Origin of the sequence: Actinoallomurus sp. NPDC052274, assembly GCF_040679475.1 — a bacterium.
In the GTDB taxonomy this organism is placed as follows: Bacteria; Actinomycetota; Actinomycetes; order Streptosporangiales; family Streptosporangiaceae; genus Actinoallomurus; species Actinoallomurus liliacearum.
The window spans coordinates 83,313-95,339 of the sequence record NZ_JBFAUT010000022.1; the positions used below are offsets into that span (position 1 = coordinate 83,313).

Consider the following 12,027-nt stretch of genomic DNA (forward strand, 5'->3'; position numbering starts at 1 on the left):
CAAATCTCTGCATCTTCCGATCAGTCATGCGAAAAAATTGGATGTGCGGCTCTGTCGTGAGTGCCCGCTCCCAGCCGTACGGGACCGGCCGGGCCGCCGATCGGAACGCCCCCTCCCACCTGCTGGTTTCACCGGCGGCCGATCCGCGCTGCCGTGGGTTGACGGCCGTCACCGGTGGTCACGACGATGACCACGTCGCGTGCGCCGACGCCGGCGGGCGGCGCACGCGCTCCCGCAGAGAGGGGATTTCCGTATGGGGCGGCCAGGGGGCGAGCGGCCGACGCTGGAGAGCGTCGCGGCTCGGGCGGGTGTGTCGCGGGCGACGGTGTCCCGCGTGGTGAACGGCCTGTCCGTGACGCGGGCGAGCGAGGAGTCGGTGCGACGCGCCATCGAGGAGCTGGGCTACGTGCCGAACCACGCCGCGCGGACCCTGGTGACCCGGCGCACCGACCTGTTCGCGCTGGTGGTGCCCGAGCCGACGACCCGCGTGTTCTCGGCCGACCGCTTCTTCGCCGGTCTCGTCCAGGGGATCAGCCAGGAACTGGAGGCGGCGGACAAGCAGCTCGTGCTGATGCTGGCCGGATCGGCCGCGAGCCACGACCGGATCGAGCGGTCGGTGGCCGCCCGCCACGTCGACGGTGTGATGCTCTCCTCGCTGCACGGCGCCGATCCGCTCCCCGCCGTGCTGACCCGGATCGGAATCCCCGTCGTGTGCAACGAACGTCCCCTCGGTCCCGTCTCCGTCCCGTACGTCGGCGTGGACAACCACGGCGGCGCGGTCGCGGCGGTACGCCACCTGCTCGGCTCGGGGCGGCGCCGGATCGCCACGATCGCCGGTCCGCCGGACATGGTCGCGGGGATCGACCGGCTGGCCGGCTACCGGGAGGCTCTGCGGGAGGCGGGCCGGCCGCCCGTCGTGGAGGTCGGCGACTTCACCTTCGGCTCGGGCGCGGAGGCGATGCGGCGGCTGCTGGCGGCCGAACCGGAGCTCGACGCGGTCTTCGCCGCGTCGGACCTGATGGCCGGCGGCGCGCTGGAGACGTTGCGGCGGGCGGGCCGCCGGGTGCCGGACGATGTCGCGGTGATCGGCTTCGACGACACCGACCTGGCGCGGGACACCGATCCGCCGTTGACGACCGTCCGGCAGCCGATCCTCGAGATCGGCCGCCGGATGGCACGCCAGTTGCTGAGCCTGGTGGGCGGTGCGGAGATCGAGCCCGTCGTCACCCTGCCCACCGAGCTGGTCGTCCGGGAGTCGGCCTGAGGGTCAGAAACCGAAGACCTGGAACTCCCAGAGCGAGTAGCCGTACGGAGTCCCCCGCTGGGTCCCGTACATCCGCACGTAGCGTCCGGAGCCGGAGACGTTCACGTCCTGCACGCCTCCGGTGCCGCCGCTGGTCGAGTAGACGGTGGTCCAGTTCGAGCCGTCGTTGGACGTCTGAAGCTGGAACGCCTTGCCGTAGGCGGCCTCCCAGTTCAGCACGACGTGGCTGAGCTGGTGTACCGCGCCCAGGTCGACCTGGAGCCACTGCGGATCGCTGAACGCGCTGGACCAGCGGGACGAGGTGTTGCCGTCCGTGGCGTTCGCCGCGACGGTACCCGGCGCCTCGGTCGAGGAGGCGGTCGTCGGCCTCCCCTGGGACAGGTTCGTGCCGGTCCCGCCGCCACCGCCGGGCGCCTTGTTGTAGACGGCCACGTAGTCGACGTTCAGCTGGCCGCCGGACACGGTCGCGGAGTTGGGACCGCCGCCGAAGGCGTCCGGGAAGCCGCCGCCCATCGCGAGGTCGAAGATGATGAAGAAGGGGTGGTCGACGGCGTTCGCCCACGTGGTGGCGTCCACGCGGTTCGCGCTCAGCGTGAAGTAGTTGTTGCCGTCGAGATACCAGCGGATCTGCTCCGGTGAGACGGACCGGTCGATCTGCACGGCGTAGGTGTGGTACCCGGTCTGGCAGCCGGAGCACCCGCGCTCCCCGCTGCCGATGCCGGTGGACTCGTTGCACGGCCCACCGGGGTTGGTGCCGCAGTGCAGGGTGCCGAACACCGAGCTCCGGCCGTTGATGTCCTCCAGGATGTCGACCTCACCCGAGGTCGGCCACGGGGTGCCGCTGCGCAGCGTCGAGCCGAGCATCCAGAAGGCCGGCCAGTACCCGGCGCCGTTCGCCGTGGTCACGTTCGGCTGCTGGATCGAGGCCTGCATCATCACGACGCCGCCCGCGGGGGCGCCGAACGTCGCGGCCTGGGTCTCGATCCGGCCGGACGTCCAGCCCGCGCGCGGGTCCGAGCCCGAGTGCAGGGCCTTGAGGACGAGGTGTCCGGCGCCGTCCTGGTAGACGTTGGCCGTGCTGTTGGTCATCGTCTCGATCTCGCCGGTGCCGAAGCCGCTGCCCGGTCCGGTGTCGTACTTCCAGGTCCCGGTGTTCACACCGCTGCCGCTCGCGCCGGTGAAGTCGTCGCTCCAGGTCAGGCTGAAGCCCGCGGGCGGCGCCGGCACAGTGGCGGGCGCCGCGGCGCCCGCTCCGGCCGGCATGGCGGTGGCGGTGGCGACCGGGGTGATCAGGCCGACGGCGAGGACGAGCGCCCCGGCCACGGCCCTGAGGCGGCCCTTCCACGCGGCGCGGCCGGTGGCCGGGGGCGTCTCGCGGCGGGGTCTCACGTGCCGTTCGAGATACATGTGTGCTCCTTCACCGGGGGCGTACGGGGCGGGCCGTACGCCCCCGTTGGTGGGCGGGGGTCACCGTTGCGGTTCGGGGAGCGGCTCGGTCACCAGCCGACGGCGACGAGCAGGTACTGCGGGTTTCCGTGTGAGATGAAGGAGGACTGGCCGGCGTAGTCGTCGTAGGGGAAGCCGTAGGCCAGGTGGTTGATCGCGTGGTCGTGCCAGAACTTGGCGTAGTAGTTGGCCGGAGCCGCCTTGTAGTACTGGGTGGGGTCGGACCACTGCGACTGGGGCAGCTGGGCGACGTGACGGTTCAGCGCCGCGCACATGCCCGGGTTGTTCGCCAGTGAGCCCGCGCAGCCGGTGATGTTCGAGGTGCTCTCGTTGACGCCGACCGACTGGGCGTAGCTCGTGAAGTAGTTCGCGTACTGGCCGCCGGCCCGGAACGCGCTGTCGCTGCCCGGCGCGGGGATGTAGTACGGGGCCTGCACCGTGGCCAGGTGCTTGAACTCGGTCGGCACCTCGTTCTGGAACCGCTGGAAGGTCGCCGCGCGGTCCTCGGCGAACGTCGTCTGGTCCTCTCCCACCTGCGTGTCGTACCCGTCCTTGGCGTGCAGGCGCAGGGCCAGCTTCAGGCCGAACCCGTCGACGCGCGTGGTGTTGCCGTTGAACACCGCCGGGCCGACCGTGAACTCGATGAAGTCGCGGTACTGGCTGGTCGGCGAGCCGAGGTAGAAGTACATCCGGCCGGCGGAGTTCGCGGGCATGTCGATGTACGGCTGTTCGGCGATCGAGTGCGTCTGCCCGTTCCAGCTCCAGTAGACCTGGCTGTCCGGGTACTTGCCGTTCGTCCGGTTCAAGATCTTGAACATCAGGACGTTCTGGGCGGCCGGGATGCCGCTCGTGTCGCCCCAGAAGGAGTCCGGCGGCGGCGTCGTCGTGCTCCCGCCGTAGACCGCGAACTCCCACAGCGAGTAGCCGTACTGGGTGCCGCGGGCCGTGCCGTACATCCGGATGTAGCGCCCGGTGCCGGTGACGCTCAGCGTCTGGGTGCCGCCGGTGCCGGTCGTGGTGCTGTAGATGGTGGTCCAGCCGGCGCTGGGGTTGTCGGACACCTGGATCTGGAACGCCTTCCCGTACGCCGCCTCCCAGGTGAGCGTCACCTGGCAGATCTGCTGCGACGAGCCCAGGTCGACCTGCAGCCACTGCGGGTCGCTGAAGGCGCTGGACCAGCGCGTTCCGGTGTTCCCGTCCACGGCGGCCGAGGCGGGCGTGCCGGAGTTCTCGGTGGAGGACGCGGTCGTCGGACGGTTCAGCGCCACATTGTCACCACCGCAGGCGGCCGCCCGGGCCGACCGTGGGGTGGCCGCGAGGAGGCAGCCGGCGAGGAGCGTCAACCCGGCGCAGACGGCGGCCAGGACGTGCAGCGGTGTGCGGCGGCGTGCCGCCGAACGGGAAATGGAGTGCATACGGCTCCCTTTCGTGCGGAGGGAGATGGCGCGGGGCTGGCGGGGGCGGGCCCGAACGGCACCGCGCCAGGGCGGGGGTCACGGTCCGACGGATGCCGTCGGAAACCGGCGGGAAGGTTTCCTGAGAGCGCTCTCAGAGAGAGACGGTGGCCCTGTTTGCCACGCCAGTCAAGAGAGTCAGGATGTAACATTTCGGTAACAGCGCCGCCGCCCGACCGCCCGATCCACCGGGCATATGCGCTGGCCAGGGGATTTGTTGTCCGCCCCACCATTGGACCGGTGAAACTTCGGCGAAATCCTCCCGACGCCGGGACGTAACCGAGGCCCGGTGTCCGCACGGTTCCCGCGACCGGGAGAATGGAAGGCGTAGCAGGCGAGAGCGGCCCGTGACGAGGCGGGAGGCGACTCCACAATGATCATCGAGCTCGCTGACGCCGACACCCGTAAGATCCAGGCCACGCTGACGACCACCCGGCACCGGATGGGCGGAGCGGCCACCGGCAAGGTCCTGACCCTTGTCATCGTGACGGATGAGGCGGCGCAGTACGACGCGGTGCGCGCGTCGACCCAGGCCGCCCGGGAGAACCCATGCCGGATCCTGGGCGTCATTCCGCGCCGCACCGCGGAGGAGGCCCGGCTCGACGCCGAGGTGCGCCTGGGCGAGACCGGCCCCGGGGAGACCGTGCTGCTGCGGTTGTACGGCGAGGTCGCCCAGCACGCCGACTCCGTGGTGCTGCCCTTGCTGGTGCCCGACACGCCGGTCGTGATCTGGTGGCCGGGCACCGCGCCCGAACGGCCGAGCAGCGACCCGCTCGGAGCCATGGCGCAGCGCCGGGTCACCGACGCCGCCGGCGCCGCGGACCCGCTCGACGCGCTCCGGCGGCTCGCGGCGGCCTACTCCCCCGGCGACACCGACCTGTGCTGGACGCGCATCACACCGTGGCGGTCGCTGCTGGCGGCCATCCTCGACGGGCCGCCGGACACCGACATCACCGCCGCCGAGGTCGAGGCCGAGCCCGGCAACCCGAGCGCCGAACTGCTCGGCGGCTGGCTCGCCGCCCGGCTGTCCGTGCCCTGTGAGGTGTGCTCCACCTACGGGCCCGGCATCACCGCCGTACGACTGTCCACCAGGTCCGGTCCGATCGCGGTGACCCGCCCGGACGGCAGGATCGCGATCCTGTCCCGGCCCGACCAGCCGGACCGTCAGGTCGCCCTGCACCGGCGGCCGACGGCGGAACTCATCGCCGAGGAACTCCGCCACCTCGACCCGGACAAGGCCTTCAAGGAGGCGGTCACCCGATACGCGAAAGGCACCCGCGACACCGACCGCGTGATCTTCTGACGGCCGCCTCTCAGCGCAGCTCCGCCACCGCGGCGATGAGGCGGTCTACGTCGGAACGGTCGTTGTAGTGGACGAGCCCGGCACGTACGGCGCCGCCGTGGTCACGGATGCCCAGCGCGGCAGTGACCTCCCACGCGTAGTTGTGCCCGTTCCAGACGTTGATCTTCCGCGCGGCGAGGTGTTCGGCCACCTGGCGTGGCGTGTGCCCCTGGACGGTGAAGTACACGGTGGCGGTACGGCGCCGGGGGCCGCCCAGGAGGCGGACGCGCGGCTGGGCGACGAGGCCGTCGAGCAGCCGGGCGAGCCCGGCCTGTTCGTGCCGTTCGACCGACGCCATCGACGCGAGCAGCCGCTGCCGCCGATCACCGGTGGCCTCCGGGTCGAGTCCGGCGAGGTGGTCGACGGCGGCGCTGACGCCCGCCAGGTCGGCGAAGGCCGCCGTACCGGTCTCGAACCGTGCCGGGACGGCGTCCGATGAGGAGGCCAGCTTGTCCGGCCGGACGGTCTCCAGCAGGTCCGGCGCCGCGACGACCGCCCCGACGTGCGGGCCGGACCACTTGTAGGCGCTGGTCGCGTAGAAGTCCGCGCCGAGGGCCGCCACGTCGACCGGCGTGTGCGGGGTGGCGTGCACTCCGTCGACGTAGGTCAGCGCGCCGGCCTCGTGCGCCCGCTTGGTGATCGCCGCGACGTCGGGCATGGTGCCGAGCACGTTGCTCGCGGCGGTCACCGCCACCAGCCGCGTCCGCTCGCCGAGCAGGGCGTCGTACTGCTCGGCCGGCAACTCGCCCGAGGGCAGATCGACCTCGGCCCACCGCACGGTCGCGCCGGCGCGTTCGGCCGCCTGCGTCCACGGCCGTACGTTGGCGTCGTGGTCCAGGCGGGAGACGACGATCTCGTCGCCCGGACGCCAGGTGCGCGCCAGCGCGGCGGCGAACCGGTAGGTCAGCGTCGTCATGTTCGGTCCGAGGACGACACCGCGCGGGTCGCCGCCGACCAGGTCGGCGACGGCCCGGCGGGCGTCCGCGACGATCGCGTCGGATCGTTCGCTCGCCGGAAAGGCTCCCCCGACGTTGCCGATCCCGGCCCGGTACGCCGCCGCGATGGCCTCGATCACCGGCTCCGGGACCTGCGTTCCGGCGGCGCCGTCGAGGTAGGCGTAGCCGTCCCGCAGCGCGGGATACGCCGCGCGGACCGACCTGACGTCCAGGGCCATGGGTGCTCCATCCGTTTCGCCCGGTATTGACGCCATCAGCCTCTCGCGTCCGTTATCCGCCTCGAAAGAGCTGTTCAGGACATTTTGCGGCGTTTCAGCGAGGCCCGCCCGTATCGGCGCGGCGGGCCTCGCCGTGGCGTGCCTAGCTCAGTGCGAACTTCTGCGCGGCGGAGCCGTTGCAGTCATAGATCTGCAACCGCGTGCCGTTCGCGGTCGCGCCGCTCGGCGAGTCGAGACAGCGCCCGGACTGCGGGTTGCGCAGCGAACCGTCGGCCTGCTGCTGCCAGACCTGACCGCCCACACCGTTGCAGTCCCACAGCTCCACCTGCGTGCCGTTCGCGGTGCCGTTGCCGTTGATGTCCAGGCACCGGCCGAGGGTGCGCAGGGCCCCGTTGGACAGGTGCACCCAGTGCTGGTCCCCGGCGTACGACTGGCAGTCCCAGAGGTTCACCGCGGTGCCGTTCACGCCGGTGTCGTCGCCGAGAACGTCGGCGCACTTGCCGCCCGGGCCGACGATCGCGCCACCGCCGTTCACCGCGAACTTCTGCGCGGCGGAGCCGTTGCAGTCATAGATCTGCAACCGCGTGCCGTTCGCGGTCGCGCCGCTCGGCGAGTCCAGGCAGCGCCCGGACTGCGGGTTGCGCAGCGAACCGTCGGCCTGCTGCAGCCAGACCTGGGCGCCGCCGCCGTTGCAGTCCCACAACTCCACCTGCGCGCCGTTCGCGGTGCCGTTGCCGGTCACGTCCAGGCAGCGGCCGAGGGTGCGCAGCGAGTTGTCCGCGAAGTGCTCCCAGTGCTGGTCCTCGGCGTACGACTGGCAGTCCCAGAGGTCGACCCCGGAACCGTTCGCACCGGTGTCGTCGGCGATGACGTCGACGCACTTGCCACCCGGACCGGTGATCGTGCCCTGCGGGCCGTTCGGCACGTTCGTCTGGCCGGAGTAGCCGACCGAGACGATGTTCGCCTGCACCGCGTTGTCGGCGGCGTCGGTCGGGTAGCCGGAGGTCATCACGCCTTCGAAGAACGTGCCCATGTTCCAGTTGCTATTGTCCCCGCCGGTGCCCAGGATGATCGAGCCCTCCTGGTGCATCGGGATGTAGCCGCCGCGGTTCGGCAGCGCGCCGTTCCACCACGTCGACAGGCCGCCGGACTGCGCGTTGCCGCCCTTCAGGGCGTACGTCGTCTGGCCGTTGTTCTTCAGCAGTGCGGTCACATAGGTGCTGTTGTTGCCGAGGTTCGCGGTGTTGGAGCCGTTGGCGCCCTGGAACATCCCGTTCTCCAGGTCCGCCTCGACCCACGGGCCCGAGCCCGTGCACGGCGTGAAGTAACAGGTCGTCGCGATGCTGACGGCGTCCATGTGGCCGTTGCCGGTGTCCGAGGGGACCGCTTCGGCGTTGCCGTAGTCGAAGCAGCACGCGGATCCGACATGGGTGCCGCTGGCGACCATGTACATCCCCTCGGGCTGCCCGTTCTGCGCGACACCGGACCCGACGGCGTGCCGGTAGCCGTGCTGCGGGGAGATCCAGACGCCGTACACCTTGTGGCCACCGGCGGTGACCGCGATCTCGCTCGCGTCGGCGGGCGAGTCGGCGCCGGTGCCGGCCGTGCCCGCCGGGGAGGGCGTCAGGTCGTTGCGCAGCGACGTCTGGTCGTAGATCTTCGTGATGCCGCACGTCGTCCCGTTGCAGAACGCGTCGTGATCGGCCGCGTTCGCGTAGCCGCCCGCCGACAGCACGCCCACGTCGTGCGTGGCGTGGTCGGAGGCGCGGGTCAACTGGTAAAGCGGGCCCGAGTACCCGCCGAACAGGGCGCGCACGGTGCTGTGCGCGGCGACGCAGGGCGTGCCGGCGGCGCCGTAGATGTCGCACGGCAGGGAGGTGGCGGCCTGCGCCGTACCGGTCAGGCCGGACAGGCCGAGGATGAGGACGACGATCGCGCCGATGGATGGCAGGACGCGTCTGCCCAGGGCGGGGCGGTGTCTGCGCATAGCGGACGGCTCCAGGGGCGAAGGAGAGCGATTCGTCTGCGGTGCCGGCGCGGCAGACTCGATGGCGGGGACATCTAGATGTTGACGCGACAGTAAGCAGTCTGGTCGATCGCGTCAATACAGTGGCGACCTTGTTGAAATCAGCCCATCGTGGTGTTGAAATCCGTTGATTTCACGCCCATTCGACGGGACGCCGACGCCCCTGCGCGGTCCCGGAAGGCGGGGATGAGCGGGGCGCTCTCAGGCCGAAGATAGGTCATGCCTATCGCTCGGCGGCGCGGAACCGCGCGGGTCTCGCACAGGACGAGGGCACAGGCGCCGCCTGTGCCCTCGAATCGCAGGGGACCGGATACCGCTTCGGAGTTCCCCTGGTCACTCGGCCTCGGTCGCGTTTCCTAGTCCTCCAGGCCCTGGCCCTGAGACTGGGACTGCTCCTGGGACTGGGCCTGGGTCATGCCGCGCTCACGCGGAATCTCCTCTCGGCCGCCCTCCCGCGGGAACTCCGGCCGGCCGCGCTCCTCCAGCCCGCCCCGCGTCCCCTGGGACTGGGACTGGGACTGCCGCTGAGACTGGGTCATGCCGCGCTCACGCGGGAACTCCGGCCGGCCGCGCTCCTCCAGCCCGCCCCGCGTCCCCTGGATCTGGGACTGGGACTGCCGCTGAGACTGGGTCATGCCGCGCTCACGCGGAATCTCCAGCCGACCGCGCTCCTCCCGTCCGGGGCGCTCCCTCTCGGTGATGCCGCGCTCGCGCGGGAACTCCATCCGGCCGCGCTCCTCGCCGGTGGTCGCGCGGACCCGTCCGGTGGTCGCGGACACGCCGCCGCGCTCGCGGGGGAACTCCCTGAAGGTCCCGCGCTCGCGCGGGAACTCTCTGGTGACCCGGCGCTCACGCGGGAATTGCCGGCCGCGCAGGCGTTCCTCCCTGCGCATCTCGCGCTCCCTGCGCATACGCTCGCGTCTCCGCCGGCCGTCCTGACCGGGCAGGACGGAGCTGAGGTCCCCCGCCGTGGCGGACGTGATCTGCCCACCGGCCGGGGCCGTCGTACGGGTCTGGGCGTGTGCAGGCGAGGCCAGGAGGAGACCGCTCGCCACTGCCGCGGCCGCCAGGCCGCAAACGGACGCTTTCCTCGACACAGCTGCGCCTCCTTTGGATCGGAATGGCATAGAGCCCGAAACACGACAGTCCACGATTGGTTACCTCGGGACAGCCGTAATTGCCATCATCCCTCCTTAATCAGCGCATAACACTATTAATAGGTAATATGTGACTAAACTAGACGCCTATAGGCTCGCTCTATCGCCCCGGCCCCGAAGGCGGTCGAGGAAGTCGGCGATCAGCGGGGCGATCTCGGGCGTGGGCGGGGCACCAGCACGACACGCCGGTCCGAGGCGCGCTCCCGCCACGCCGCGGGCGCGATCGACGAGCGCCCTACGACAGATCGCCGCGGACGTCGACGAGGCGATCGGAGGGTTCGCCGGCGGCCCGGCGTACGACTTCGGCGAAGTTGGCCGCGAGGCGTTTCGCGTTCCGCGCCGACTGCGGCTCGGCCCTCTCGGCCTCGGCGCGAAGCGCCCGGAGGTCGAGTCCGGCGTCGGCGAGGGCCGCTTCGTCCCAGTGGTCGAGGCGATCGGCGCCGGCCTCAGGGTGGAACTGCACGCCCCAGGCGCGCTCCCCCACCCGGAACGCCTGCACCGGACAGGCTTCGCTCTCGGCGAGTCGTACGACGCCCGGGGGCAGCTCGGTGATCTGGTCCCGGTGGTTCTGAATGACGCGGATCTCGCGAGGCAGCCCGGCGAACAGGACGTCGGTCTCCGCCTCAGGGCGCAGCGAGACGCGGCACGACCCGCGCTCCGGCCGGCCGTGGTCGCCGCGCACCGTGCCTCCGGTCACCGCGGCCAGCACCTGAGCGCCCAGGCAGATGCCCAGCAACGGAACGCCGTCGGCCACCGCGCGCCGGGTGAGCGCACGCTCCACCGGCAGCCAGGGGGCATGCCGGTCGTCGTCGGGCAGGAAGCCGCCGCCGAGCAGGACGACCGCGTCGAAGCCCTCCGGCGTGGCCGGGGTCTCGGCGCCGGGGACCACCACGACCTGGAGCCCCATCTCCTCCCACCATCCGGGGAGTCGGCCGGGTCCGCTGCGCTCCGCGTTCTGGATCACGAGCACGCGGGGGGATCGGTGGGGAGTCACCGGCGCACTCTATCGACGTCGCATCCTCGCTCGGACCGCTGTGACCGGGAGAGACGCGAGATCTCGCCAATTCGACCGCACCAGTTGGGGTACTTTTCCACCTTTTCTAGGGTAGCGGCGCAAGTTATCTACTACCAGTGGGCACTCCGAGCCCGAAAGGAGCCATCCCCGCCCGCCCCGATCCGCGGTCCCCCCGCCACCGCTACCGACAGCGCGAGCGTCCCCCGCGGAGTACACGGAAAGTCCCCAGGCCCCTCCTTGGAGGATCACGTGTCACCACTCAAGCGCTCCCCCCGTACGGCGCGTACGTCGCGTCTCACGGCGCTCTCCGCCGCCGTCGCCCTCTGCGGCGCGCTGTTCACCGGCGTCCAGGCGGCCTCCGCCGCCCCCGACCCCGTCACCCACCCCGAGCGCGACTGGCTGGGCTCCCAGGTCGCCAGGCACGAGCCGGGGTCGGGCCGGGCGGTCCTCCGGCCCAACGTCGCCCAGACCCCGGGCCTGGACGTCAGCGGCTGGCAGGGCAACGTCGACTGGTCCACCGTCGCCGCCAACGGCGCGAAGTTCGCCTACGTCAAGGCGACCGAGTCGACGACGTACACCAATCCGTACTTCAGCCAGCAGTACACCGGCGCGTACTACGCGGGAATCGTGCACGGCGCCTACCACTTCGCCACGCCGAACACCTCCTCGGGCGCCGCTCAGGCCGACTACTTCGTCGCCCACGGCGGCGGCTGGTCCAAGGACGGCATGACGTTCCCCGGCATGCTCGACATGGAGTGGAACCCCTACGGCGCGGCCTGCTACGGGCTGTCGGCGTCCGGGATGGTCAACTGGATTCTCTCCTTCAGCAACGAGTACCACGCCAAGACCAGCCGCTGGCCGGTCATCTACACGGCGACGAGCTGGTGGAGCCAGTGCACCGGCAACACCGGCGACTTCTCCTCCACCAACCCGCTGATGCTCGCCAACTACAACGGATCCCCGGGCCCGATGCCGTACAACTGGGGCTACCAGACCATCTGGCAGTTCGCCGACAGCGGCACCTTCCCCGGCGACCAGGACTACTTCAACGGCGACATCACGCGCGTCAAGGCCCTCGCCAACGGCTGAGCGGCACAGCGCCGAACCCGGCCGGGCGCGTCCGCGGGCGCGCCCGGCCGGCGGTCCCCG

General features: G+C 71.2%; 9 protein-coding genes. 3 read left to right on the forward strand and 6 right to left on the reverse strand.

Annotated features, from left to right (window positions below; genetic code table 11):
* Window positions 1-253 precede the first annotated feature (253 nt).
* The gene (locus AB0K82_RS20355; protein ID WP_364398928.1) at window positions 254-1,264 is read left to right on the forward strand and encodes a LacI family DNA-binding transcriptional regulator; all 1,011 of its coding nucleotides are present in this window, start codon (window positions 254-256) and stop codon (window positions 1,262-1,264) included.
* Window positions 1,265-1,267: 3 nt separating this feature from the next.
* Here AB0K82_RS20355 and AB0K82_RS20360 read toward each other — a convergent pair whose 3' ends face one another.
* Window positions 1,268-2,671 carry a discoidin domain-containing protein gene (locus AB0K82_RS20360; RefSeq protein ID WP_364398930.1) on the reverse strand — a complete coding sequence of 468 codons (1,404 nt, stop codon included), beginning with the start codon at window positions 2,669-2,671 and terminating at the stop codon, window positions 1,268-1,270.
* Between the two features lie 89 nt (window positions 2,672-2,760).
* Entirely contained in the window at window positions 2,761-4,125 is a 1,365-nt protein-coding gene (locus AB0K82_RS20365) for a beta-1,3-glucanase family protein (protein WP_364398931.1), read from the reverse strand.
* Between the two features lie 412 nt (window positions 4,126-4,537).
* Here AB0K82_RS20365 and AB0K82_RS20370 point away from each other — a divergent pair, with 412 nt between their 5' ends.
* A complete protein-coding gene (locus tag AB0K82_RS20370) occupies window positions 4,538-5,467 on the forward strand; it encodes a glucose-6-phosphate dehydrogenase assembly protein OpcA (protein WP_364398933.1) in 930 nt (309 codons plus the stop codon).
* Between the two features lie 10 nt (window positions 5,468-5,477).
* Here AB0K82_RS20370 and AB0K82_RS20375 read toward each other — a convergent pair whose 3' ends face one another.
* The 4 genes from AB0K82_RS20375 to AB0K82_RS20390 form a co-directional block, all read right to left on the reverse strand.
* Complete coding sequence (locus AB0K82_RS20375; RefSeq protein ID WP_364398935.1) at window positions 5,478-6,680, reverse strand: cysteine desulfurase-like protein; 1,203 nt, start codon at window positions 6,678-6,680, stop codon at window positions 5,478-5,480.
* Between the two features lie 142 nt (window positions 6,681-6,822).
* Window positions 6,823-8,667 carry an arabinofuranosidase catalytic domain-containing protein gene (locus tag AB0K82_RS20380; protein ID WP_364398937.1) on the reverse strand — a complete coding sequence of 615 codons (1,845 nt, stop codon included), beginning with the start codon at window positions 8,665-8,667 and terminating at the stop codon, window positions 6,823-6,825.
* Window positions 8,668-9,062: 395 nt separating this feature from the next.
* A complete protein-coding gene (locus tag AB0K82_RS20385) occupies window positions 9,063-9,599 on the reverse strand; it encodes a hypothetical protein (RefSeq protein WP_364398939.1) in 537 nt (178 codons plus the stop codon).
* A 499-nt stretch (window positions 9,600-10,098) separates the two neighbouring features.
* On the reverse strand, window positions 10,099-10,857 hold the full coding sequence (locus AB0K82_RS20390; RefSeq protein ID WP_364398941.1) for a type 1 glutamine amidotransferase: 759 nt from the start codon (window positions 10,855-10,857) through the stop codon (window positions 10,099-10,101).
* Between the two features lie 270 nt (window positions 10,858-11,127).
* Between AB0K82_RS20390 and AB0K82_RS20395 the strand changes: the two genes are divergently transcribed.
* Complete coding sequence (locus AB0K82_RS20395) at window positions 11,128-11,967, forward strand: GH25 family lysozyme (RefSeq protein WP_364398943.1); 840 nt, start codon at window positions 11,128-11,130, stop codon at window positions 11,965-11,967.
* The last annotated feature ends 60 nt before the right edge of the window (window positions 11,968-12,027 follow it).

Coding starts and splice junctions, on each gene's coding strand:
- AB0K82_RS20355 (WP_364398928.1), top strand. CDS start 254: ATGGGGCGGCCAGGGGGCGAGCGGCCGACGCTGGAGAGCGTCGCGGCT.
- AB0K82_RS20360 (WP_364398930.1), bottom strand. CDS start 2,671: ATGTATCTCGAACGGCACGTGAGACCCCGCCGCGAGACGCCCCCGGCC.
- AB0K82_RS20365 (WP_364398931.1), bottom strand. CDS start 4,125: ATGCACTCCATTTCCCGTTCGGCGGCACGCCGCCGCACACCGCTGCAC.
- AB0K82_RS20370 (WP_364398933.1), top strand. CDS start 4,538: ATGATCATCGAGCTCGCTGACGCCGACACCCGTAAGATCCAGGCCACG.
- AB0K82_RS20375 (WP_364398935.1), bottom strand. CDS start 6,680: ATGGCCCTGGACGTCAGGTCGGTCCGCGCGGCGTATCCCGCGCTGCGG.
- AB0K82_RS20380 (WP_364398937.1), bottom strand. CDS start 8,667: ATGCGCAGACACCGCCCCGCCCTGGGCAGACGCGTCCTGCCATCCATC.
- AB0K82_RS20385 (WP_364398939.1), bottom strand. CDS start 9,599: ATGCGCAGGGAGGAACGCCTGCGCGGCCGGCAATTCCCGCGTGAGCGC.